Here is a 24,008-nt window from a genome sequence, read left to right on the forward strand (position 1 = left end):
GTAGTTTTGGTGTCCAACGGCGACTTGTTAAGTTTGTTATGTTTCTGCATGCTCAAGCCGATGTTGAATTTTCATGAACACATTGAGACACTCTTCAACTATATTTTGCTTAGGGTTTTGAACAACAAACAAATATATAATATGTATCAAGAAGGTAGCTCCTAGGTGCCTTTCTAAAAGCTCACCGATACTTCGAACGCATGGGATTGCTGTGTCAGATGCGTAAAGCATCTTATTACGAATATTGGCAACTTCCTTAATATGCTCGAAGATTGACGAAATCCCTTTATCCTGAGCCACTTTTTTCACATCTCTTAGATAGTCTTTAGCTTTCCCTGAAGGATCTACCGAGACTAAATTTAATGGTGGGTCAGGATAAATATATGTATCGATCCCATTGACCCCTCCAATAAACATTCGAGTTTTTATTAATTCGTTATTTTCATCACTTGGAATCTCAAATGTTATCTCGATTGGTAGCTCATGCTTCAATATGTTGAGCGTTTCTCCCACTAACATAAGGAATGGATATACACCTCCCTTGTGTTTGTGATCGTTTTTCTTCAACGCTTTTGATGCTGTGTATTTTTTGTTCTTTAGGGCTTGAAATAGAGCTGTAGATGCCTCTTCCTCAGCGGTGATAGCTAAGAATGCAGATATTTCTGGCATTGAATCAGCCAGTTCAAAAGCTCTGTGAAGATGTTGGATGCTCGACTTTGCAGCATAGCCAGCAGGGCCTTTAGTTTTAGATGACACTTCTAAAACCTTCTTCTGAAACTCAGTTAACACCATAAGCTCCCTAAAAACCTACGCCCGCAACAACGGTAAATTACAGTGAGGTATTTTTGTGTAAAATGGCGAAGCCAACAAAAAATGCCTAACGGAGATTTGTCCGCGGCTTGCGTTTATTGTATGCAAACTTACCTGAAAAGCTCTAAGATTTCTTCACTGTTATAATTAACACTTAGATGATTACAACTTTCAGATGTTATTTGAACATCGACAAATGAATCTTCAGCTGCACTATACATTTTTGCATCCCAATTTGCTGAAGTTAAACTAGACTTAAGGTCTTTTAAAACTACTAACCCGACTGCTTTAGCATTGTTATCATGAGACTGAACAGAGATTTCGCCTTTTCTTAAGTCGACTAGTAATTTTGCTGGCTTGGTTGAATGCCTCCAAATACCAGAGATATCGCAGTCAGCTTGAACCTCTGTGGAATAAATTGAGGTTACTAAAAGAGAACTTAAAACTAAGAATCTGAGCATGAATATCCTTTGCATGTAACACCCGATTTGCGGGTGAAAATATGGGCTAAAATTAGTGACAAACGAGCGCAAGCCAAGCGTTCGTACCTATTTCAAGCTTCTTGTTAGGCGCTACTTTGAAAACACACCTTTTAGTAACTTACCATCAGCTAGATCTATTGTGCATGTATAGCCTGCAAAATTATTTACGACAACCTGATTACCGTTTAGATCTATACTTGTAAAGTTAACATAAGCATCTGAACTCTGAGTTGTAGGGTTTTCTGCTACCCATAAAACAGAGCCATCTAGATTTATACATTGGAAATTTCGTGCTACGGAATTTTGAGAAAACTCCATGTAGTCGAAAATAACTAAAATGCTCTGGTCTAATTCCTTGGCTTCCAAAATTGAGTATGGCAATTCAACAATATTTCCATTTATCTCGATTCTATTTTTATTAACCTGAATCATAGAGTATGTCTACTCCCCCATAAAGGGAGAAGGTGCTGCGCTATAATTGCGAGGCAGCGCCGTGTTTTTGTCCGAGTGGCCGAAGGTAACGAATTCATACGTTTGTTATAAGTCACTTAATCCTGATCAGATTTCCATCATCAAACCCGACAGTAACAACAGGAACATGATTAAGAATGTTATCAACGTTGTCAGCAATAATTTCAGAAATGGACTTTGAAACTAAATCTAATAAAGTTTCCCAACCAAGTTCGCTTGTACCGGGTAGCTCAAGATACCTATATTCTGGTATATAATCTTCACTACATGCCCAATCATCATCTTCTGGATCGTATTCAAAAGAACCGATCAAATATGCTTGATAAACACTTCCAGCTTGAAACAATCCTATGTTTATTGCCTTAACCTCGGGACGATCACTTATCTGCTTAATCCATGCTTCAACTTCAGACTTCACTGCGATTCCTATGTGACTTTAATAGCGCGCGCATCGCACATCTTTCTTCCGGTATCACGCTCATATATTTAATAATTCTATTATTAACAAATAACGTAATGCATTGCTAACTATAAATTTTTTATTGATGCTAAAGATATTCAGAAAAAAAATGGCTCAGCGCTGATTTTTATCATATTTGCAGGGTATGTGGTTGGAAGTTAGCGAGCCATGAAGCATCGCGCGAAATAAATTTCATGCCTACGCGATGTAAAATCGCTGCTACATCAAAGCTCGCTAACTTTACTCTTGAAACTCGCTAACTTGTTGGGTTTCGCTGCGCTCTAGCCACCCTACGAACGATAGATTTTTATCGGTACTAAAGATGCTCAGAAAGAAAAATGGCTCAACGCTGACTTTCATCATATTTGCAGGGTATGTGGTTGGGAGTTAGCGAGTAATGAACCATCGCGCGAAATAAATTTCACGCCTACGCGATGTAAAATCGCTGCTACATCAAGGCTCGCTAACTTTACTCTTGAAACTCGTTAACTACCGAGAGCCTAATACCCCGCAGCCTGGCCGTCTTTACGGGTTTCAGATGCGCCGTAATAAATACCGGTTTTTGGGTCTTTCAATATAGCTTGATAACCACCGTATGGGCCCACGGCCTCTTGTAAGGTGTGGCCTTTTTTCATTAACTCGCGGCGGGTTTCCATTGAAAAACCTGACTCTAAGCTAACAAAACCACCGTCTTCCATAATCTCACCTGTTGGCTGCGATGAACCTGTGTGCAGAATACGTGGTGCATCACCGGCTTCTTGGAGATTCATGCCAAAATCAATCATGTTGATAAGTATTTGAGCGTGCATTTGTGGCTGTGTTGCGCCGCCCATTACGCCATAACTCATATATGGCTTACCATCTTTGGTGACAAACGCAGGAATGATTGTATGAAATGGTCGTTTGCCTGGTTCATATTGGTTCATGTGGCCTTTTTTAAGGGCGAACATTTCGCCACGGTTTTGCAATACAAAACCCAATTTTGCCGGTGTCATACCTGAGCCCATGCCACGGTAATTACTTTGAATAAGTGAAACCATGTTGCCGTCTTTATCCGCGGTCGTCATATAAATGGTATCGCCTTCTACAGGGCCTGCATGGTCGCGTTTTGCGGCTTTGTTAGGGTTTATCAGTTTGCGTCTTTGATCAGCATATTGCTGCGAAATAAGTGTTTGTACGGGAATGGTGTTAAACGCTGGATCGGCGTAATACTTTGCACGATCTGCAAACGCGAGTTTTTTCGCTTCAACAAAGGTGTGTACGTATTCAGGGCTATCAAAACCCATTGCTTTGATATCGTAACCTTCAAGAATATTAAGAATTTGCTGTGCGGCAATACCTTGACCATTTGGTGGCAACTCCCAAAGCGTATACCCTCTATAATCGGCGCTCACAGGCTTAACCCATTCACTATGGTGGGCAGCTAAATCTTCATAGGATAAGTAACCGCCGTTTTCTTTCATGTAGCGACCAATTTCTTTGGCAATATCGCCTTTATAAAACGCATCGCGGCCGCCTTTGGCAATTTTACGATAGGTGTTTGCAAGGGCAGGGTTCTTAAAGATTTCACCTTTTTCAGGCATTGCCCCATCAGCCATATATACATCTTTAAAGCCTGGGTATTTACCTCGTGCAGCCACACTTTTTTGCATGTAATAAGCAATCAGTTCAGACACAGGGAAGCCATTTTCAGCGTAGTCGATAGCAGGTTGGAGTAAGGCTTTCATTGGTGTTTTGCCAAACTTTTTATGTAACTCAAACCAACCATCTACTGCACCAGGTACCGACACAGGCAAGGGCCCATAAGCAGGAATATAGTCACCTTGTGCTTTTAAAGTATCAAAAGACAAGCTTTGAGGTGAACGACCAGAGGCATTTAAGCCGTATAGTTGCTTAGTTTTGTTATCCCAGACAATGGCAAATAAATCGCCACCAATTCCACACCCTGTCGGCTCAACGAGCCCCAGTACTGCATTAGCAGCAATCGCCGCATCAATGGCATTACCACCGTCTTTTAGTACTTGTAAGCCAACCTGCGTAGCTAATGGCTGTGATGTGGCAACCATACCTGATTGTGCGATGACTTCAGAACGACTGGCAAAATTATGGCCAGTGATGCGATCGTAAGCTTGAGTAGCACCTGTTGTACCTAAGCATACCGCTAGTACTAAGCTTTTTATATGTGAAGCTGGTTTCATCGTTATTGCCCTTTTTTATTGTTTTATTTACTATAAAAAGCAATTTAAAGCTAAGCAAAAGCTTTGCGTCCGAAGACCAAAAAATACGACTATTGCCAGAAACCGAGCTACATTAGACTCTCGTCACGAGAAAACTAATAAATAGCGGTACCGGTAAAACACTCTTTTAACATAGCGGATGCATAAGGATGGCTTTGCTGAGCTGAAGGTATAAACTGACTAACAATATCGCCAACTTGGTTGGTTGCTTTTAACTGCTTTAAATGACTTTGTAACTCTTTTACGGTTTCAATTGATGTGCTTTTATTCAGAGCTAAGTAGTTTCCAGCCAGTGCTGGGTGGTTAAGCGCAAATACAGGAGCTAACTGTTCGGGACTTAGCCCCACTTTTTCTAATTGAGAAGCCAGTGTTAAAGCCGAGCCAATTAATAAGTCGTGCTCGCCTCTTTTAAACATTTTTAGCTCCTCAAATTTTTTAGAGTAAGTTAAAAAATGCTGACCTTCTTCCAGATTTAAATCCATTAAAACGGAGTGATATACATCTCCCCGTGCCACACCTACGGTGTAATTTTGTAAAGACGCCATACTATTCACAGTTATATCTGAGCGAGTCGCTAACTTATAAAAACATGTTTGGCCAGAAGCTAATGGACCAACCCAATAAAACTTAGATTCTCTTTGTACTGTGCGTGAAGTTGAAAAGATGCCAGTATCTGCTCTCGTAGAGACGAGTTGCATCGCTCTTTTCCAGGGGTATAAATCAATAGTGCAATGTAAACTTGCTTTTTCGCAAAGAAGCCGAATGATCTCTGTGTTAATTCCTGTAATTTGGTCTTCTTTTTCGAAATTATAGGGAGGGAAAGACTCTGTATAAAGTGCCAGTGTTTTTTGCTTAGCAAACACATCCCCTACAAATATAAAAAACAACACGCTTAGAAGACGTATTAACATAGTCAACTCCAAACAAGATCTAACACTCTAGTCATGTTTAACAATGCGGCTCAGCTGTTTATTTAGGGTATTCAAGCAAAATGGCTTAATAATAAAACCATTCACTTTGGCGCTAATCATATCTGTAACGGTCTGTTTACTGTCTTCGCATGTAACCATTAAAACAGGGATGTTATGAAAATCAGGGCTATCACGCATTTGCATAAGTAAGCATTTGCCATCCATTTTTGGCATATGCAAATCAGTAATGACTAGGTCAAAATGTTGTTTCCCTAATAATTCGATAGCTTGATTGCCATCAGTCGCTTCTGTAATGTCATCATAGTTTAGACGGCGCAGCATGTTTATTAGAACATGGCGCATCAAAGGCATATCATCGACGACAAGAATTTTCATACTAAGCACACTAGCTTTTATAATATCTTAAGCTTAGTTTGCATATTCAATAACGCAATGAAGTATTTAAGCCAAAACATCAGCCACTAATTGGCTTAGTCGAGCAATCTTGATATTACTCAATTGCCGATAATCGAAGTAAGGGCATACGATAACCTTGTCACTCTTGCTAATGGCAAATTCATCATCTAACCAAGTTAGTGGTGAATTAAGCAGCCCTGATTGAATCAGTTTTTTAGCATGGGTACGACCTGCAATAATATGCAATTGGTTACCTTCATCTAAAAGTGGCGGACTAAACAAAAGCGCAGTGCGGCTGTTAGTTTGTAGTAATAAATCATCTCGGAAGGTTTGCCAGTCACACGCTTGCTTTGCAAATTTAAAATGTTCACTAGGCAGAGCAAATAATACCTTGGCGTATACGTTAAAAACTTTTCTCCAGCCATTACCGCAAGCTTTATTTATGCTATTAATTTCGCCTGCTTGCATTGCATGCAAAAAGTTGAGTGTTTGCCACGGCACCATGGGTGGGCGCTTTTCAATATATACCGCTACAGTGAATTTGCTGTCTCCAAAACCCTGTAGCTGCTTCTTTGTGTCCATCATAGTTTTTTAGCTAGAATGCGATCTAAATTATTAGCAAAGTTTTGCCTGTCGGCTTGGCTTAGAGGCGGTGGTCCTCCAGACATTTCAACTCCACTAGAACGCATTGTTTCCATAAAATCTCGTACGTTTAATCTAGAGCGAATATTCTCCGTGGTATAAAGCTCTCCACGAGGATTTAGCGCTTGTGCATTTTTTTCTATTACTTCTGCGGCAAGTGGAATATCCCCTGTGATAACGAGATCACCCGCTTCAACGCGTTTCACAATCTCGTTATCAGCAATATCAAACCCTGATGAAACTTGTATACGCGAAATAAACTTTGAGGGTGGCACACGCATCGCATGATTAGCAACCAGCGTTGTAACTGTTTGCGTGCGCTCTGCTGCGCGAAATAATATCTCTTTGATAACGGTAGGACAGGCGTCCGCATCAACCCAAATTTTCATAGCACTCTCGACAGAATTTTTAAGTGTGAGATAGTTTACCGTAATTGAACTTATTTACCGCTATTAACGTATTAAAATATTTGATATTAAAAGGAGCTTTACGTGCGCAACTTCCATAAACTTCTCATTATAGCAATTACCTCTACGGTACTCTCTGCGTGTACTGGCACTCCAGAGAATATAAAACCGGTTGAAAACTTTGAACTCAATAAATACACAGGTACCTGGTATGAAATTGCGCGGCTAGACCACTCTTTTGAGCGTGGCTTAGAAGGAATAACAGCTCAATATTCAGTTAATCCGGATGGCAGTGTAAAAGTAATTAACAAGGGCTACAATCTTGAGGAACAGGCATGGGAGCAAGCCCAAGGCAAAGCTAAATTTGCGAGCAAACCTAACATAGGTCATTTAGAGGTTTCTTTCTTTGGCCCATTCTACAGCTCGTATGTCATTTTTGAATTAGATAAAGAAAATTATCAATATGCATATATCACTGGCTACGACAAAGAATATTTATGGTTTTTATCAAGAACACCCAAGGTGAGCGAAGCACAATTAAAAGACTTTAAAGACACAGCTAAAAAATATGGCTTTAAAACCGAAGAATTAATCTTCGTTAAGCATGACGAACTGTAAAGGGGATTTACAGATTGTCTTTAAAACATCATGAATGCGTAACACAACTGTCATTGAACCAAGGCAAACTCTGCTTTATTAAATTGAAGCAACATGTGATCCCCCCAATTTAATTCCCTGCTCGGGTAGGCTATGCCTACCCATTTTTTTCAGATCAGCTTTTTACTAACTAAGCTAGAAAATCATTACCGAAAAGCAACTCAACAGTAAAATTGATAAATTGAGTATACTTATATGCTTTACCCATGAAACGGTAAAACTATATAAAATCATGAGCATAAGTACACTTAGCGCCATATAACCGCAAAATAATAATGCACCATATCCACCTTCGCTCAATACAGATAACACTAAACTTAGTAAAATAGTGATCCAGCCTGTAGTTAAAAAGCTATGTCGCTGTTTATCAGTTAGCTTCTTTTTAAAAACTTCACGAAAATGGTTAAACTTTGCTAAAGCAAAACAATTAAATGCCATAAAGCACAAACTAAACTGCATTAATTCCATCATCCTTGTTGCTCCTTAAGCTCCTTGGGCTTTTGAAAACGGCGAGTACTTACTTTTTTGCTAGCAGTACGTAATTTTTTGCCCTGTAAAATAAACAGGCTTCCCGCAATAATGAAACCAAAATCAACGCAAAACAGCGCCCAGTTTTGAGTTAGTAAATAACTGATCCAATTACCCTCTGTTGTCATAGCATTTACTAAAGGAACAGCAAAACATACCAATGCGTTAAGCCACGCTGCTAATTGCCATTGACGTTTGGAGCTACTTATTATTGCCAGCACAGTCATTGCTAACCATGCGAGGAAGAACACGAGTATTTCTTTATCGGCACGCGCTACCATCTCTAAAGGTAATAATCGATTAGCAATAAAAAATGATGCCGTAGCAAATGGTAACCCCATCAGGGTAGCTAGATTTAACGTTTCTACTAATTTCAAGCCAACACCAGCTTGCTGCTGCGGCTTTAAACGCTCTCTTAAACGTTTAGCCCACATAATGCAGCCTGTAGCAATCATTGCGCAGCCAGCGATACCACATAAGAAATATAGCCAGCGTAATAATGGGCTAGCTAGTCGCCCTGCATGTAATGCTGTCATCGAATCATAAAAGCGTGCTGATGCCGACCAGTCCTTACCTTGCTCAGCGAGTAATTCGCCAGTACTACCTGAAAATAAAAATGCCGCCCCATTATCCACAACTTCTTTACCTGTGTTCAAATACACACTCACGCGTGATGACTCTTTGTTTGCATCGCGAATAAAGAAAAAGCCAATATCAGCATCAGGTGACCTAGTATAAACCTGATCTAGAATAGTATTCATGCTCACCAGTGGCGCAGGAACATCACTCGATTCGACACGAGCCCTGATAGGACTTGCCTCGTTAAACATTTGTTGTAGCCCCTTCTCATACACCGTTTGAGCAGGGTAGGGGAAAACCATAAATATTAACGTTATCAAGCCTGTATACGTAATCATAATATGAAATGGTAAGGCTAATACCGATGATACATTATGAGCATCAAGCCAACTGCGACTTCCTTTGTTTTTTCTAAAGCTAAACATATCTTTAAAAATACGCTTGTGAATAACAACACCAGTAATCAAAGCAATCAGCATAAATAATGATGCTAGACACACTAGCCAACGTGCAGTTCTGACATCGATGTAATGTAAATCAAAATGCAGTCGATAGAAAAAATACCCGCCTTTGGTCTCTCTAGGCGGCGCAATTTCCTCATTTGTAGCAGGGTCTAAATAAGTCTCAGTAAATTTAGCGCGTCGTTGCTCTGGCTGCTTAGGCTCAGCATAACTATAGGTATATAAAGGGTTACGAGGCTCAGGTAAATAAATACGCCATGATGATGAGTCTGCGGCTTTATTTTGCAACTGCTCTACGGCATAGTTAATTTGCTGTCTTTGCTTATCTAGGCGGTTATCTTGATGGGTAATAGTGTGCGTTTCTGGTTCAGACCAATAAGTAATCTCATCTTTAAAAAAACTGATTGTGCCAGCAAAAAAAATTAAAAATAATAACCAACATACTAACAAACCAACCCAAGTATGTAGCCAGGTCATTGAGCGAAAAAAGTTCTCTTTCATAACCAACCCTTAATCAACGAAAGAATTACAAACTGAACACCTGTAGTTAGTAAAATAGTGATCCAGACACGCTTTAATGACTTAATTGCAAACACCCAAATAAAGACACAACTATAAAAAAATACCGACAAAGTGGTGGTTAATAACACACTGTCTAGCTGATTTAAGGGAAGCAAGATGGCTAGTAAAGAGATAAGTACACTGGTAAACACATAGCCCCCAAAGATGGCAGCAACAAACCGAAAGAATACCGATATTCGATAAGAGATGCTCACAGAGCGCTTTTTAGACACATTTTTAGGACGCTGCGAAGGCACTGCATCAATGGATTGTGAATGCATGATAATCCTTTAAATAAACACGAATAGAAAACGCACTATTATAAACCGACAAAATAAAAAAGATAGTGATTATCATTTGCGTAACCATGAAGAAAAAGTAAATTTATCGAGTACTCTCTAGTTAGTAAAATAATGATCTACTAGCTTTGCGAAGCCTAATATCATAAGGTGATATAAAAATCGGATAGGGGGCTAGGATGCGAACAATAGGATTAATTGGCGGTATGAGCTGGGAGTCAACGCAAAGTTATTACCAGCTTTTAAATCAAGGTGTTAAAGAAAGCCTCGGTGGACTTCATAGTGCACAAATAGTACTGGTAAGCTTGGATTTTGCCGAAATAGCAAGATTACAACAGCAACAAGATTGGCCACAGATGGCAGAGATACTGATCAAAGCAGCCAAGCAAGTTGAGGCTGCAGGTGCGGATTATTTATTAATTTGTACCAATACAATGCACAAATTAGCTGAGCAAGTACAAGCTGCGATTTCAATTCCTTTATTACACATTGCTGATGCAGTTGGTGAAAACCTGATCCAAAATAATCATAAAAAGGTCGCTTTACTTGGAACCCAGTTCACTATGGAACAGGATTTCTATAAACAACGACTAGCAGATAAATTTTCTATTGATGTGTTAATCCCAGCAGCACAGGAGCGAGCCATCATTCATAATGTTATTTATAATGAATTATGCAAAGGGATTATAAAATCAGAGTCTAAAGCTGCGTACTTAGCAATTATTGATAAACTAAAACAGCAAGGAGCAGAGGCTGTTATTCTAGGTTGTACAGAAATCGCATTACTAGTACAGCAAGCTGATACTTCAATGCCGCTGCTTGATAGCACTGCGCTACATTGTGAAATGGCCCTTGAGCATAGCCTTAATAAGGAATAAATAATGTCAAACCATCATACTTTAAATTACGTTGAATTTGCTGCGAGCGATTTAACAGCAACTAAAGCTTTCTTTCAGCACGTTTTTAAATGGCAGTTTACTGACTATGGACCTCAATACACCGCATTTAGCTGTGAATCAGCAGGCCTTGACGGGGGCTTTTATCAAGCACCATTAAAATGTCTATCAACGAATGGAGGGGCGTTGTTAGTGCTTTACTCAAACAACATTAAGGAAACTCAATCACAGGTTGAGAGCCATGGCGGTAAAATAATAAAATCTCTTTTTAATTTTCCGGGTGGTTATCGCTTTCATTTCACAGAGCCAAGCGGTAATGAGCTGGCAGTTTGGTCAAAACAAGCCTAGATCATATTTTTACTAACTCATGAATACAAAAATTTTAATAGAACAAGTTAGTAAATGCGTGATCTGTGAACCTCATTTACCACTTGGCGCACACCCTGTTATCCAGTTTAACAGTAACGCTCGTATTTTAATTGCAGGCCAAGCGCCCGGAGTTAAAGTTCATCAAACAGGTAAGCCGTTCAATGATGCAAGTGGCGATAGGCTTCGAGAGTGGCTTAATGTAAGTACTGATGAATTCTACGATGAACAGAGTTTTGCTATTTTACCTATGGGTTTTTGTTATCCAGGAAAAGGCAAATCAGGTGATTTACCGCCAAGAAAAGAATGCGCTATTGCATGGCGTGAGAAGCTTCTGGCGCAGTTAAATAATATTCAGCTGACTATTGTTCTTGGCAAGTATGCGCAAGCTTATCATTTACCACAAACAAAGAAGCAGCCATTAACAGAGTTAGTAAAATCATGGCGTGACTACTGGCCAAGCCATCTTCCGTTACCTCACCCTAGCCCCCGCAACAATATATGGCTAAAGAAAAATCCTTGGTTTGAACAACAAGTACTGCCCGAGCTTGGAACAAAAGTACGCTCCATACTTAAAGGCTAATAATGCAAAACCGCTATTATGAAGAATATGGCTATTACCATGTAAAGGGCCTTTACAATGATAAGAGCCTATCAAAGGTTCGCCCAATTCTAGATAAGTTTCATGATAACTGGTTACAGGAAAACCAACATTTTTACAAAACTAAAGGCATCAATAGTTCAGGACTGACCGCAGCACGATGTTTAACGGATGACGAAAAATTAATTTTATTTAAGTTCATTAATTCAAATACTTTGCTCAACCACGTAAGACCAATTATTGCTGCACCGTGCTTTATGAATACCCAGCTTTTCTTTAACCCTTACAAAAAAGAACAGCGTAATTATTGGCACAGAGATATGCAGTACCATTTAAACCTAACCGAGCAAAAAAAAGCCCTTAAGGGCCCAGAGGTTTTGCATTGTCGAGTGGCTTTTGAGGATGAACTTGGTATTGAAGTCATTCCTGCAAGCCATAAACACTGGGACTCAAAAGAGGAATTAACAGTGCGGCTAGAGAAACAGGGGGCTTCAAATAGTAATGCACTAAAGAGCGGAAAAACGATTGCTCTGGAAAAAGGGGACTTACTTATTTTTTCTGCAAATATGATTCATAGAGGCCTATATGGTTTAAATCGGTTTGCTTTTGATATTTTATACTTTGAACGTCATCCCAGTATTGAGCAATTTTTACAAACCGATTTTTTACCAACTGAAAATCAAAAGCTGCAACTCGACAACCCAGATGCCTTTATTTGGCCACAAAAAAACGGCTAGTTAGCCGTTTTTTATTGAATGACAAGATTACTGTAACATTGCAAATAGTTGTTTTAGTTGTGGCATATATTCCTTAACCAAACTCACATTGCCTTCGTTCACGTTGGTGCTTGATTTTGCCCCTTCTAATGCACCTGCCAATGATCGTGTGCCCGAATTAGCCGAAGAAGCGCCGAAACTTTGTAAGCCTGTTACAGCTTGATCAACACGCTTTTGATTCTCACTGGACAAGCTACCTTTTAAATTAGCTAAATAGGCCATTGATACTTCAGAGCCAACGGCAATTAACTGTTCTGGCGTAAAACCATATTGCTCAGTTAAGCCCGCAAACTCAGTATATAGCTCGTGTTGTTTTATTTGATCAAGAAACCCCATCATTGATGATGTATTCGTTGCCTCAGAACCACTTAACATACTTCCTAAGTCAACGTTTTTAAGCTCAGGCTGATTCTGCGACCAATTAGCCACTGCAGGTAACGCTTTAATATAACTTTGAAGTTGGTTTTCCGTAATATCTTCTGCGAAGCTTGAAAAACTCATTACGAGTAAACTCATTGATATAAGTAACGCTTTCATCAGATTCTCCTTGTGTACAATTTTTAGCCGCCAGTTAGTTTTAACGGGTTATTATGATCAGCTAATTACAAATGTTAGAATATAGTTTTTATCACAGCTAACTGAACCTAATGTTAATTATTTCCAATACTGTAACAATCGATGAATGGGAGCTCGATATAAGCGCTATTCGTTCTCAAGGAGCGGGTGGGCAAAATGTGAACAAAGTGGCGAGTGCTATCCATTTACGCTTTGATATTAATCGCTCCAAACTTCCTGACTTTTACAAACAACGACTGTTAAATTTAAATGATTCTCGAATCACAAAAGAGGGCGTTGTTGTAATAAAGTCGCAAAACCACCGTACTCAAGAACTTAATAAAGAAGATGCACTTAACCGCTTAAAAGAACTTATTATAAGTGCGACACAGGTTCAAAAGGAACGCAGACCAACCAAACCAAGTAAAAACTCTCAACGAAAGAGGATGGACAGCAAAACCAAAAGAGGACAAACAAAAGAACTAAGAAAAAACATAAAATTATAACTTTATAACTACACCCTAGTATCAAAAATAAGCAGAACTGTAAAGAAGTGTAACTTGTTAACAAAGTTAATTGATGGTTAATCTAGCAAATACTATAATAATCATACTATCTCACTTTTGAAGGAACCATGCATGGACTACAAAACACACCATTTTGCAATTGCAATGATAACGCTGTCAGTTTTGCCTATGTCTAGTTTCGCGCTTGACTCTTGGCAAGCCGGTAGTGCATATCCGCAAGGAAGTGAAACCTGCTACAACGAGATTTTATACAAGGCTCGATGGTGGGCCACCCCAGGTGAGGAACCTGGTAGCTCGCAGTGGGGAGCATGGGTTGCAGATGTTGTTTCAAAAACGTGTGTGCACAATGTGGTGAAACAAGATGAATTATTAAAATCATTGCCCACAATTTTTGAAGCAAATAATAAAAAAGGGAGTTCATCAGAGTAACTCCCTTTTTTATTAATCAAATGTATGATGCCGTGTTACAGCGAAACGATTGAGTATATGGTGCATAATATACACAGCACATAAACTGACTAGAATCGCCACAGATACTGACGAGAACCGATACAAAGCACTGTAAACCAAGTCCTGTCCTGGTCCTAACGATTGACCAAACAAAATACCAAACGTAGTAATAATACCAAAACCGACGCCAGGAATGCCGCCAGAAATTATATGGTATCGACTAAAGATAAACGTCAAAATCCATAAGATAAGCGCAGGAAAAATCAATATATCAGTGTGATTGTATAAAAAGAGCTGCGCAACTAACGCTAAATTACAGCCAATTAATGTGCCAATTGCACGCTGCCACGCCGCCATACCGGCCGCTTTCCAGCACAATGAAAATAAGATCAATACCGATGCCGCTTGCGCGGAGATTGAGTCTTGTAAATCAAACACCTGAAATACCACAAACGACAAGGTTGCCACTGTTGAGCAAAGTAAAACTTCATGGCGTATACTTTCTTTCGCTTTTTCTGGCATTACACGAGCTTGACGCGGTGCAACATCAGGAAACAAACCATGCATAAGCATCGAAAAAATAACAGTGACTACAACAGCAACAGCGTTACTAATAATAAGCGGATAAATACTGACTCCTCCACCTGTGTAAGTCGAAAAGTGTAATTGAATCGACAAACTTACAACCGTTGTAGCACCAAATAAAAAGTTAGCGCCACGGCTCATTTGATAAAACAAAAAAGCGAATGCGACAAAACTCATCATCGTCATAACAACAGGTAAGTGGGAAAATAATCCTTGCACAACAAGCACAAACAACGCACTGAATACAGCACCAGCGTAAAACTGACGAATGATATGCATATTAAGTACAGGGACTAAGCCGAGCAATAACATAGGGTAGACAGTAAAAAAGATGCCATTAGGCCAATTCATCAATTTTGCCAGTGCGAACCCTAATGCTGAACCCGTGGCAATGCGCAGCGCTTGGCGCAAGCCATTACCATCAAGTTGCAATACTGACATAACTTACCTTGCCTTAGTAAATGAAGTGCAGAACACTGATAAAACGAATTTGCATGCTCGCAAACCAACTTCCAACGCTTGAGTCAGGCAGAAGCTGAACTGTAGCACGGGCACCACTTGGAAATTTAGCTAACATTTGGTGCTCATCTAATTGAATATGAATACGTTGACGTTGTGCATCTCGTACCCAACGATTGCTGCTTTCAGTGGCACTGAGTAAACCGTTTGCATTGAGTTGACCATCACTCACCCCCGCTTCAAAACTAATAATTTTACCAGTAAACACTTTCCCAGGTAGCGCATCAAAGCTTACTTTAGCAGTACTGCCAATTTGCACGTGCACCAAGGACTTTTCGCGAAAATCAGCCACAAGGTCAGCCTTGTTAGCAACAATCGCCATTAAAGGTTGGCCTTTATTGGCATATGTACCCGCTGTCACTTGTAAGTTGGCAGTTTTACCATCGGTATCAGCCGTTACTGTTGTATAAGACAAGTTGAGTTTAGCCTGTTCAAGCTGATTCAGGGCATGACGTAATGCTAAGTTATCATCACCTATTTTACCGCGAGCAAGTTTAGCTTCGCTAAGCTGAGCTTCAATTGCCGCTACATTTGCCTTACTTGATTGGTAATTTGCATTGATTGTTTCGTATTCTTGCTCTGAAATAGAGCGTTTTTTCAATAACGACTCACCGCGCTCGAACAGTAATGTTTGTTCATGCAGCTTAGCTTTCGCTGCCGCGAGCTGCGCTTCAGTTGCTTTCACACTGCTATCTAAACGTTGGTTTTGAAGTTTAGCATCGTCATAAGCAAGCTCAGCCTGTTGAACAGCCAACTCAAACGGTTCATCATTAATCTTAAACAATGCTTGGCGCTTTTCGACTGCTTGATTATTGGTTACTAAAACCTCCGTCACGCGGCCACTTACCTGTGGTGTCACTTGCACAACAGGGTGGTATACACGGGCCTGTGGCGTCACTGGCATATAAAGATCAGCAATTACAAAATACAAAAATAAAACAATGAAGCCCACTAAGGAGATTTTTACATAACGGGCAAATTTTTGATCCGGTGTCATAAAGTTATTTATCTCCTGAGTAGTGATTAATACACTGACGAGCATTCTTTTCCATCTGAACAAGGCCATATGCCATAGTGTCGAGCTGTTTTGTTGTTAAATCTGCATAAAGGTTTTGTTTTACATCTGCAATGATCACACGCAAGGTCTCCAGTAAGTTTAGACCTTGTTCAGTAAAATACAGTCGCTTACTGCGTTTATCCTCTGCATCAGCTTTACGTACAATAATCTGTTGTTGTTCAAGCTGCTTGATAGTGCGTGTTAAAGACGGCATTTCAATACCCAAGCTATGCGCCAACTCTTGCTGGGTACAACCCTGATTTAAGTGAAACAAATGAATCATAACAGTCCAACGAGACTGAGTTAGACCAAGAGGTTCCACAGCGAGCGTGACGGCATCACGACACAAACGATGTACACGACCCATGCTCCCGCAGAGGGTTAAATCTAACGTTTCATGAAAGGGGATAGTCGAAGACATAATGCACTCCAATTACTTAGCATGCTAACTATTATATTTTACTTAGCATGCTAAGTAAATATTAATGCATTTTATAAAACAAATAGGATCAATCGAAAAAAACGAAAAGTTGCGAAACTTATGCACAACCAAACGATTTGAAGCAATACCCTTTCAGTTCTCGCCCTTTTTCAATTAGTTTAGCCCTGTCAAAAACGGGGCAGGCAGGAATCATTGCTCTGCCAACAGCAGAGCAACTAAATCAGTCTCATTAAAGAACATGTATTTATTGATAATTTAACAGATTTGCTGGCGAATATTGATCCGTCAGTACTTTAGTATCTTCAGGCCAATCCTGATTATCTCTGGTATAAAACAAATGCTCGCTCAAAGAATGTATATCTACATCATATGGCGCTAACTTAACCGCTAATTGTTTTACGCGCTTTGCTATTTGCGGCTCACTTGGCATCGCACTTAACCCCGCCAAGATTATGCGGTTTGAGTTTTTATCTGTCACAACATTTACAAAGTCACCAAACACATCATAATATGTAGCGGACTCATGCTGATAAAGCTTACTTGACGAAAAAGTATTAGCAGCAACAATGCCTCCCTCAGCAAGCACACTTTTTACCTCAGCAAAAAACTCCTTAATCAGTAAGTGCTCAGGAATGTAGTCACCATTAAAAGCATCAAGAATAATCCAATCGTACTTCTGCTTTTTTAATGCCGCTCGTTTAATAAAAATACGCCCATCTTGTACTTTTGAAGTCACTTTATCGGTTTCTATAAATTGAAAATAATCACGCGCAACTTTAATAACAGCGGGGTCTATCTCAACATTTTCTATACTTGCGTTAGGATAAAGCTCGTGGATAGTATTGGATAATGTCCCACCGCCTAAACCGATAATAAGCACATTTTGGGGGTTATCGATAAAAAGTAAACTCGCAAATGTCATTTTTGTATAGTTGAACACCAGCTTTTTGGGCTTACTTTTATACATGCAACTTTGCGTACTTTTGCGGGTTTTTTCATTAAATTTTAAACACAGTAAATCACCGGACTCTTCAACTAATATATTGCGATATAACGAGCGTTCCTTATGTATTACCTCACTGTAGACACCGAACGACAATATCAAAATTACACACCCTATCAAGACTCTAAACATACTGTACGCTCCTTAGTACGTGTTTGACTGACGACAATAGCAAGTAGGCCTAACGCACCGAGTACTGATGCAAATGTTTTAATAATATCGTTTACATCAAAAGCTAACACCATGTAGAAAGATGTGATGATAGTCCCAAGAGCACTACCTAAAGTGCTAACAAAATATAAACCACCGGCAACCTGACCGCTTTTTTCGTGATCGGTAACCAATAACCGCACTGAATAAGGCGAAATCATTCCGAGAATAGTCGTTGGAATAAAAAACAATGCTGTTGAGGCTAATAAAGAACCGTAACGGCTGTCTTCAATATGGCTAAAAATAAAAGCCATAATAGGCTCAGCAAATAAAACAATGGGTACGACCATAATACTGGCAATAAAAAAGATAGCGCCATATTTAGTTAAGGAAGGGTTACGTGTAGAAAGCTTTCCGCCTAGTAGATAGCCAATTGATAAGCTCAGCATAAACACAGTAATTATACTGCCCCAAATATGTACACTGCTACCAAAATAAGGGGCTAAAATTCGCCCTCCTAAAAGCTCAATCCCCATGATACAAAAGCCACTACTAAATGCGAGAAAGTAGATGAGAGCATTGATTTTATTCATAAAAACACCTGCTAATTTTATTTTAATTTAAATTCATCTTAACCTGATGGTGATTGCGATACTATGACTATTTTTTAGCCTGTTAGATATATCCATAAAGCTCAAGACTAAAATTTTCCAAAAAAGCTATATATCTAATCCAAAACTCTGATATTTTATAGGTACAAAATACACAAGGAAAAAGCGCTATGGATCAGCAAAAAACACATATCACTATCGATAACTCCACAACACTATTTGGTTTAAAAGTTCGCACTTGTAACAGTAATGAAATGAGTGGCCAAGGCGCTAAAATAGCGAGATTATGGCAAGAGTTTTATGCCAATGTTGCGCCAAAATTATCTCCTAAAAGCCAAGTTTATGGTGTATACACACATTACGAGTCAGATGTTACGGGTGACTTTGATGTCTATGCTTGTACCAATACCCCTGTACAATCAGCCAATACAGAATCAATAGACCTTGCAACGGGAAAATATCTTCGCTTTAGCGGTCAAGGAGCCATGCCTCAAACAGTTGTAGATGTATGGGGGCAAGTATGGCAATACTTTAGTAATGAGCACTGCGCATATATTCGCGCTTATAAAACTGACTATGAGTTTTACAAGAATAGTGAAGAGGTCGAGGTGTTTATTTCTGTAGAATAAATATCTCTAAGCTCCCTGCTATGACAAGCTTCTGGGAGCTTAATTGAAAAGCATTACTGTAGCTGTAAGCAATCAACGAAAAAGCGCTCACTATTATGCGCACCTCCCCATAGACAACTTTGAAGAGGGCTCATTTGACCATCAGCATAAGTAAAGTGATGCTTTCGATCTTTTAACACTAACAGTGGCCCATCCAAATCGACATAACGAGCTTGTGATGCAAGTAATGAGGCTGGCGCCATCGCTAGAGAACTGCCCACCATACAACCAAGCATTATATCAAACCCCATCTCTTGGGCTTTGCTGGCTAACGAACAGGCTTGAGTTAATCCTCCTGTTTTATCGAGTTTAATATTGACAACTTGATATCGTCCCTGCAAATAAGGAAGATCATTTTCAGTATGGCATGATTCATCAGCACAAAGAGGGATTGGCGATGTAAAGTTAATCAGTTGCTCATCCTCACCAGCGGGTAGAGGTTGCTCAATTAGTACAACATTAAGTGCTTTTAGCGCCTCTACATTCTCTTCTAAATCACGAAAGCACCAATCTTCGTTTGCATCTACGATAAACTGACTATGAGGCGCTGCGTTTGCAATAGCCGTCATCCTAGCAATGATGTCTTGTTTATCTAGTTTTACTTTCACTAAAGGAGGGGAATTCATCGCCAATACAGCCTCTTGCATGGCTTTTGGTGTATCAATGCTAAGTGTATGCGCGCAAATACTCGTTATACTGGTTTTACTCAATATTTCTGCAACTGGTCGTGCACTTTGTTTGGCCTGAAGATCCCACATAGCACAATCTAGTGCATTACGGGCAGCACCAGCGGGAAGTGTATTAATCAACTCGGAAAGTTCCATTTTGCGAGTGAAGGAACGATCACAAAACAATGCTTTAATTTGTTTTGTCGATGTATTTATTGATTCATCATAACGCGCATAGGGGACCGATTCAGCCCAGCCGTAAAATTCTTTGTCTGCAATCACAACCACAATCACATCAGCGCTCTTTTTTGTTCCTCTAGAAATTTTAAAGTCTGATTTCAATGGTATTGATTGATGAAAAACAGAGACAGTGTAGACGCTCGACAACGTTTCTAAGGATATATTGAACAATCTTTCTGTTAGCATAAGTTGGCCACTATTGAATCGACGCCATCACGTAAGGGATCAACACATGGCACACCAAATGTCTGACTCAGACGCTCACAAATTTCACTTCCTTGTTCAATACTAACACTGGATGTATTAACGGAAATACCGACTACCTGAACATCAGGGTTCGTTAATTTTGCCGCAGCAATATTTAACTCTATCGTCGTTTCAATACTAGGAAAAGAAGTATGGGGTAAGCCACGCATATGGGTTCTATTTAAAGCATGACATATCACTAACGCATCAGGCTGAGAACCATGTAACAATCCCAAGCTAACGCCAGCAAAAGCAGGGTGTGACAGCGAACCTTGCCCTTCGATAATATCCCAATGGGTTTCCTCTGCATCAGGACTTAATGATTCCGCAGCACCGGAAATAAAATCAGCAATAACGCAATCTATCGCTACACCACTGCCTGAGATTAAAATTCCGCATTGTCCCGTAGCCCTAAAGTCGACATCTATATTTTGTTCTTTCATCGCTTTCTCTAGGCTTAAGCTTGTATACATTTTACCTACAGAGCAATCTGTTCCCACAGTAAGTAATCGCTTACCTTTGCGTTTATATCCCTTGCCTGTTGCAAATGCTGTACTTGGATGACGAATATCCAATAAGTTTGTATTGTGCTTTTGCGAAAGACTGACCAGCTCATCAAAGTTAGTGAGCTTATCGTGAAGCCCACTTACGATGTTCATTCCGTGCTCTATTGCCTCACTAATAATTGGCAACCACTTTTTGTCTAACACACCACCACTATTAGCAAAACCTAGAACGAATGTTTTTGCGCCTAACTTAGCAGCTTCACAGATGCTACATTGATTGAGGCCAGTACTGACTGTACAACCGTTAACGCTCAGCTCGCCTACACAAAGTTCAGCGCGCCAATCAGCTAAACTTTGTGCCATTTTAATTGAGAGTTTATCGGTCGCATCACCGATAAATAGTAAATAAGGAGGCTTAATTTGCATAATATATCTCTAATTTAGAAAGAAAAATTGACTAAACAGAGCATATTATTTTTTAAAATTTAGAAAAGAATGAAGAATTATTGCACCTATAACCTATGTTTATAGTCAGACAAAATACCCTTTAAATACAATTAGATAACTCATTTAAAAAGGCATCTAAAACATGTGATAAAACTTTATTTTCTAAATGAAGAGCACTCACGTTGAAAAATAAAGGAGGACTGAATGAGGCGATAGCAATGTCATCTGACAAGTTTCCCATAGCAGTATACTTATCAACGATACATACACCCACTCCCTGTGCTACCAAGCGTGCAGCAATAAAGTAAGTTTGCACTTTAATTGTAGAGTCCAGTACGATATTTTCCTCAAGCATGCGCTTCCACAACAGGTGCCCTAAAGGTCCACTATCACTTATATCAATAAATTCTGCCCCTTCAAGTTCCTGAAAAGTCAGCTGAGCAGGTATAGATGGAAATAAACGTTTAGGAAATACCGCAACCAGCTCTGACTGTGCAATTTTAATAGCTTTAACGCCTGGCATCGCACTCGGCGAAAAAACAACAGCCAAATCGCACTTATGCTCAAGTAATGCTTGCAATGCTTCATTGTTATGAATCGTCTGCACATTAAAGTTAACTTTTGGATACGCGTGATGATACTTTGCTATTGCACAGGGAAGTGCATCGAAACCTAAGGCAGGTGTAACACTTAAATTTATATTGCCAAACTCAGCTTTTTTTATATTTTCAGCTGTGTTTTTAATCGACCGCATTTGCTGATAAATTTTGTCAACTTCGTTGAATAGCATCGACGCCTCCTCCGTTGGAATGAGACGTCCCTTTACCCGCTCAAATAACTTAAAACCTAATTGCATCTCCGCATGCGATAAAACTTTACTAACCGAGGGTTGTGATACATGTAAAGCTTTAGCGGCATTCGTTATTGAACCCGTTGTATAGATTGCATGGAACACTTCAATATGTCGCAGTCGCATTTATTAACTCCCAAAGTTAGGCAAAAAAGTAAACAGTCAAAGTCCAAAGTAAACCTGCCAGACCAGCTGCGATTGATGCAGGAACAAGCTGCGACTTAACATGATCCATCAGATCACACCCAGTGGTCATAGCGCTTAAAATCGTTGTATCTGAGATAGGTGAGCACTGATCACCAAATACGCTCCCATTTAAAACCGCAGCAAAGCATACAGCCATAAATAACTCTGGATGTGCGAGTTCTTGTGATTGACTAATAGCCCAAGCGAGTGGCATTGCTAAAGGAAATGCGACAGCATAGGTTCCCCAACTTGTGCCTGTTGAAAAAGCTATTGCGAGCGTGATCAGCTGTAGAAGTATTGGCAGCAACCAAAAGGGCAAACCATCCCCAAGTAAAGATACAAGATACAAACCTCCACCTATTTGTTTACTAATGGTTCCTATAATAACCGCAAGCATTAAAATAACAGAGGCAACAACAACCCCCTTTAGGCCTGTTGCAAACCCATCCATCAGGTCGCTTAACGACATACCTTTACACAACGCAATAAACGCAGACATTAACAACGCAACCCCAAATGCCCAGTTAACTTCAGGCGTACCACTGTATAAAAAAGTAATTATGGCGATACTAATCAAACTTATCAAAGGCAATAAAAACTCTAATACATGTGGCGAGTAATGAGAAGGGACATGGGTTTGCTGTAACTCTTTTGCACTCAATGGTGTTGCATCTGGGGCATCAAGCTGTCCTGTTGATAATGCGCGTTGATGAGCATCTCTAATCCGCTTGCCAGAAAAACGCGTAATATTCATGCTCAACAAAAATGTGCCTAAAACGGCGAAAAAACTATAAAAACTAAATGGAATACTTGAGAAGAAAAATTTAATTCGCTCTGATTCTGTGGCAAGAAAAGAAACCCCAGGTACAAAAATTAGCGCTTGAATATAAGCAGGCCATGCATTAAATGCGAGGATTGATGCAATAGGGGAGGCTGTTGAATCAACAATATAGCTCATTTCTTCATGGCTCACTTTTGCTTTATCAGCAAGGGGGCGCACTGTGGTGCCAACTAAGGTTGTACTCATGGTACCACCTTGAAAGAAAATAATGCCTAAAAACCATGAAATCAACTTGGCTGAGCGCTGCCCTTTCACAAAGTGCTTGGTCATAAAGTTTGCAAACGCTTGAGCCGCCCCAGTTCGAGACCAGATACCAATCAACCCGCCTAATAACCACAAGTAAAGTAATAACAAAGCGGCGCTACTTTCAGTTGCTAAATTCACAATGATAACGTCATTGGTTAAGTCGTAGTGACCAAGTAATAAAGCCCCAACAACAATGCCACTAAATAGAGACGTAAGTGGCTCTTTGGTAATCAAGCACAATAAAATGGTGACAAATGCAGGCAGTAGTGACCATAAGCCATAATGAAAGGCAGGTTTTAGCAGGCGTACCTCGCCATCATCAGTCATAACCCATTGCTCTTTTAAACTCGGCGTTTGTTTACTCGCATCTAAAGAGGCTTGATTTAAAGGTGAGTCTTGATATGCCACAACTGAGTTTATAGTGACTTCTTTTCCTTTATAAATATAAGCATACTGACTATGCTCAGTTTGATATGTATCATATAAATAAGATTGCTCTAACCATGTTGGAGTGACAAAAAAGTTCACATACAGTGCACTTGCAATGGCACTTAAAAGGATCAGAAAGGGTAAAAGTTTATTGTTGCTTATCATTTTATTGTCTTTTTTTGAAATGCAAATGAACACCCAAATTGAGCCCGAAGTCGAAC

Annotated in this window: 30 protein-coding genes; 8 read left to right on the forward strand and 22 right to left on the reverse strand. The window is 39.7% G+C overall.

From position 1 onward, the window contains the following. Nucleotides 1-36: 36 nt before the first annotated feature. From L3V38_RS06305 to L3V38_RS06345, 9 genes are all read right to left on the reverse strand, one after another. Complete coding sequence (locus L3V38_RS06305) at nucleotides 37-792, reverse strand: hypothetical protein (RefSeq protein WP_237118780.1); 756 nt, start codon at nucleotides 790-792, stop codon at nucleotides 37-39. A gap of 128 nt (nucleotides 793-920) precedes the next feature. Next, complete coding sequence (locus tag L3V38_RS06310; RefSeq protein WP_237118781.1) at nucleotides 921-1,271, reverse strand: hypothetical protein; 351 nt, start codon at nucleotides 1,269-1,271, stop codon at nucleotides 921-923. 111 nt (nucleotides 1,272-1,382) lie between these two features. Then, nucleotides 1,383-1,724 (reverse strand): hypothetical protein, encoded by a 342-nt coding sequence (locus tag L3V38_RS06315; protein WP_237118782.1) that lies wholly within the window; start codon nucleotides 1,722-1,724, stop codon nucleotides 1,383-1,385. A 112-nt stretch (nucleotides 1,725-1,836) separates the two neighbouring features. Beyond that, nucleotides 1,837-2,181, reverse strand: coding sequence for a hypothetical protein (locus L3V38_RS06320; protein ID WP_237118783.1), 345 nt, complete (start codon nucleotides 2,179-2,181; stop codon nucleotides 1,837-1,839). A gap of 542 nt (nucleotides 2,182-2,723) precedes the next feature. Continuing rightward, a complete protein-coding gene (gene ggt, locus L3V38_RS06325) occupies nucleotides 2,724-4,421 on the reverse strand; it encodes a gamma-glutamyltransferase (RefSeq protein ID WP_237118784.1) in 1,698 nt (565 codons plus the stop codon). 134 nt (nucleotides 4,422-4,555) lie between these two features. Further along, complete coding sequence (locus L3V38_RS06330) at nucleotides 4,556-5,371, reverse strand: transporter substrate-binding domain-containing protein (protein ID WP_237118785.1); 816 nt, start codon at nucleotides 5,369-5,371, stop codon at nucleotides 4,556-4,558. A gap of 27 nt (nucleotides 5,372-5,398) precedes the next feature. Continuing rightward, a complete protein-coding gene (locus L3V38_RS06335; protein WP_237118786.1) occupies nucleotides 5,399-5,767 on the reverse strand; it encodes a response regulator in 369 nt (122 codons plus the stop codon). A 66-nt stretch (nucleotides 5,768-5,833) separates the two neighbouring features. After that, a complete protein-coding gene (locus tag L3V38_RS06340; protein WP_237119319.1) occupies nucleotides 5,834-6,370 on the reverse strand; it encodes a hypothetical protein in 537 nt (178 codons plus the stop codon). After that, nucleotides 6,370-6,819 carry a YaiI/YqxD family protein gene (locus tag L3V38_RS06345; protein WP_130152019.1) on the reverse strand — a complete coding sequence of 150 codons (450 nt, stop codon included), beginning with the start codon at nucleotides 6,817-6,819 and terminating at the stop codon, nucleotides 6,370-6,372. Before L3V38_RS06345 ends, L3V38_RS06340 begins: the two co-directional genes overlap by 1 nt. Nucleotides 6,820-6,921: 102 nt before the next feature. Here L3V38_RS06345 and L3V38_RS06350 point away from each other — a divergent pair, with 102 nt between their 5' ends. After that, nucleotides 6,922-7,455: a lipocalin family protein gene (locus tag L3V38_RS06350; protein WP_237118787.1), complete on the forward strand. Its 534-nt coding sequence runs from the start codon at nucleotides 6,922-6,924 to the stop codon at nucleotides 7,453-7,455. A gap of 174 nt (nucleotides 7,456-7,629) precedes the next feature. Here L3V38_RS06350 and L3V38_RS06355 read toward each other — a convergent pair whose 3' ends face one another. From L3V38_RS06355 to L3V38_RS06365, 3 genes are read right to left on the reverse strand one after another with little or no spacing between them, the layout of a single operon-like run. Further along, nucleotides 7,630-7,965 (reverse strand): DUF3325 domain-containing protein, encoded by a 336-nt coding sequence (locus L3V38_RS06355; RefSeq protein WP_237118788.1) that lies wholly within the window; start codon nucleotides 7,963-7,965, stop codon nucleotides 7,630-7,632. Beyond that, nucleotides 7,962-9,563 (reverse strand): PepSY-associated TM helix domain-containing protein, encoded by a 1,602-nt coding sequence (locus L3V38_RS06360; RefSeq protein WP_237118789.1) that lies wholly within the window; start codon nucleotides 9,561-9,563, stop codon nucleotides 7,962-7,964. Before L3V38_RS06360 ends, L3V38_RS06355 begins: the two co-directional genes overlap by 4 nt. Beyond that, nucleotides 9,560-9,904, reverse strand: a complete 345-nt coding sequence (locus L3V38_RS06365; RefSeq protein ID WP_237118790.1) for a hypothetical protein — start codon at nucleotides 9,902-9,904, stop codon at nucleotides 9,560-9,562. The genes L3V38_RS06360 and L3V38_RS06365 overlap by 4 nt, the downstream gene beginning before the upstream one ends. A 197-nt stretch (nucleotides 9,905-10,101) precedes the next feature. On the opposite strand from L3V38_RS06365, the gene L3V38_RS06370 reads away from it, so the two are divergent. The 4 genes from L3V38_RS06370 to L3V38_RS06385 are packed head-to-tail and all read left to right on the forward strand — an operon-like array spanning nucleotide 10,102 to nucleotide 12,522. Next, nucleotides 10,102-10,800, forward strand: a complete 699-nt coding sequence (locus L3V38_RS06370) for an aspartate/glutamate racemase family protein (protein ID WP_237118791.1) — start codon at nucleotides 10,102-10,104, stop codon at nucleotides 10,798-10,800. Between the two features lie 3 nt (nucleotides 10,801-10,803). Continuing rightward, the gene (locus L3V38_RS06375) at nucleotides 10,804-11,166 is read left to right on the forward strand and encodes a VOC family protein (protein WP_237118792.1); all 363 of its coding nucleotides are present in this window, start codon (nucleotides 10,804-10,806) and stop codon (nucleotides 11,164-11,166) included. Between the two features lie 19 nt (nucleotides 11,167-11,185). Then, a complete protein-coding gene (locus L3V38_RS06380) occupies nucleotides 11,186-11,767 on the forward strand; it encodes a uracil-DNA glycosylase family protein (protein WP_237118793.1) in 582 nt (193 codons plus the stop codon). Nucleotides 11,768-11,769: 2 nt separating this feature from the next. Next, the gene (locus tag L3V38_RS06385) at nucleotides 11,770-12,522 is read left to right on the forward strand and encodes a phytanoyl-CoA dioxygenase family protein (RefSeq protein ID WP_130152025.1); all 753 of its coding nucleotides are present in this window, start codon (nucleotides 11,770-11,772) and stop codon (nucleotides 12,520-12,522) included. 27 nt (nucleotides 12,523-12,549) lie between these two features. Here the strand turns inward: L3V38_RS06385 and L3V38_RS06390 are convergent, their stop codons facing one another. Continuing rightward, on the reverse strand, nucleotides 12,550-13,098 hold the full coding sequence (locus tag L3V38_RS06390; RefSeq protein WP_237118794.1) for a short-chain dehydrogenase: 549 nt from the start codon (nucleotides 13,096-13,098) through the stop codon (nucleotides 12,550-12,552). A gap of 110 nt (nucleotides 13,099-13,208) precedes the next feature. Here L3V38_RS06390 and arfB point away from each other — a divergent pair, with 110 nt between their 5' ends. Beyond that, nucleotides 13,209-13,622, forward strand: a complete 414-nt coding sequence (gene arfB, locus L3V38_RS06395) for an alternative ribosome rescue aminoacyl-tRNA hydrolase ArfB (RefSeq protein WP_237118795.1) — start codon at nucleotides 13,209-13,211, stop codon at nucleotides 13,620-13,622. Between the two features lie 132 nt (nucleotides 13,623-13,754). Next, on the forward strand, nucleotides 13,755-14,072 hold the full coding sequence (locus L3V38_RS06400; RefSeq protein WP_130152028.1) for a hypothetical protein: 318 nt from the start codon (nucleotides 13,755-13,757) through the stop codon (nucleotides 14,070-14,072). Nucleotides 14,073-14,084: 12 nt separating this feature from the next. Here L3V38_RS06400 and L3V38_RS06405 read toward each other — a convergent pair whose 3' ends face one another. From L3V38_RS06405 to L3V38_RS06425, 5 genes are all read right to left on the reverse strand, one after another. Continuing rightward, entirely contained in the window at nucleotides 14,085-15,119 is a 1,035-nt protein-coding gene (locus L3V38_RS06405; protein ID WP_237118796.1) for a DUF2955 domain-containing protein, read from the reverse strand. Between the two features lie 13 nt (nucleotides 15,120-15,132). Then, on the reverse strand, nucleotides 15,133-16,194 hold the full coding sequence (locus L3V38_RS06410; RefSeq protein ID WP_237118797.1) for an HlyD family secretion protein: 1,062 nt from the start codon (nucleotides 16,192-16,194) through the stop codon (nucleotides 15,133-15,135). 4 nt (nucleotides 16,195-16,198) lie between these two features. After that, complete coding sequence (locus L3V38_RS06415) at nucleotides 16,199-16,675, reverse strand: MarR family transcriptional regulator (protein ID WP_237118798.1); 477 nt, start codon at nucleotides 16,673-16,675, stop codon at nucleotides 16,199-16,201. 265 nt (nucleotides 16,676-16,940) lie between these two features. Beyond that, nucleotides 16,941-17,831, reverse strand: coding sequence for a fused MFS/spermidine synthase (locus L3V38_RS06420; protein ID WP_237118799.1), 891 nt, complete (start codon nucleotides 17,829-17,831; stop codon nucleotides 16,941-16,943). Next, nucleotides 17,816-18,442, reverse strand: a complete 627-nt coding sequence (locus L3V38_RS06425) for a fused MFS/spermidine synthase (RefSeq protein ID WP_130152033.1) — start codon at nucleotides 18,440-18,442, stop codon at nucleotides 17,816-17,818. The genes L3V38_RS06420 and L3V38_RS06425 overlap by 16 nt, the downstream gene beginning before the upstream one ends. A 188-nt stretch (nucleotides 18,443-18,630) precedes the next feature. On the opposite strand from L3V38_RS06425, the gene L3V38_RS06430 reads away from it, so the two are divergent. Continuing rightward, nucleotides 18,631-19,089: a GyrI-like domain-containing protein gene (locus tag L3V38_RS06430; protein WP_237118800.1), complete on the forward strand. Its 459-nt coding sequence runs from the start codon at nucleotides 18,631-18,633 to the stop codon at nucleotides 19,087-19,089. Between the two features lie 53 nt (nucleotides 19,090-19,142). Here the strand turns inward: L3V38_RS06430 and dgcA are convergent, their stop codons facing one another. The 4 genes from dgcA to L3V38_RS06450 form a co-directional block, all read right to left on the reverse strand. Beyond that, on the reverse strand, nucleotides 19,143-20,222 hold the full coding sequence (dgcA, locus tag L3V38_RS06435; protein ID WP_237118801.1) for an L-Ala-D/L-Glu epimerase DgcA: 1,080 nt from the start codon (nucleotides 20,220-20,222) through the stop codon (nucleotides 19,143-19,145). Continuing rightward, complete coding sequence (gene dgcN, locus L3V38_RS06440) at nucleotides 20,216-21,214, reverse strand: N-acetyltransferase DgcN (protein WP_237118802.1); 999 nt, start codon at nucleotides 21,212-21,214, stop codon at nucleotides 20,216-20,218. The genes dgcA and dgcN overlap by 7 nt, the downstream gene beginning before the upstream one ends. 121 nt (nucleotides 21,215-21,335) lie before the next feature. After that, nucleotides 21,336-22,211, reverse strand: a complete 876-nt coding sequence (gene dgcR / locus L3V38_RS06445) for a LysR family transcriptional regulator DgcR (protein WP_062567850.1) — start codon at nucleotides 22,209-22,211, stop codon at nucleotides 21,336-21,338. A gap of 16 nt (nucleotides 22,212-22,227) precedes the next feature. Then, nucleotides 22,228-23,952, reverse strand: coding sequence for a Na+/H+ antiporter NhaC family protein (locus L3V38_RS06450; RefSeq protein WP_237118803.1), 1,725 nt, complete (start codon nucleotides 23,950-23,952; stop codon nucleotides 22,228-22,230). Between the last annotated feature and the right edge of the window lie 56 nt (nucleotides 23,953-24,008).

This window comes from Pseudoalteromonas sp. L1 (assembly GCF_021728095.1).
Lineage (GTDB): Bacteria > Pseudomonadota > Gammaproteobacteria > Enterobacterales > Alteromonadaceae > Pseudoalteromonas.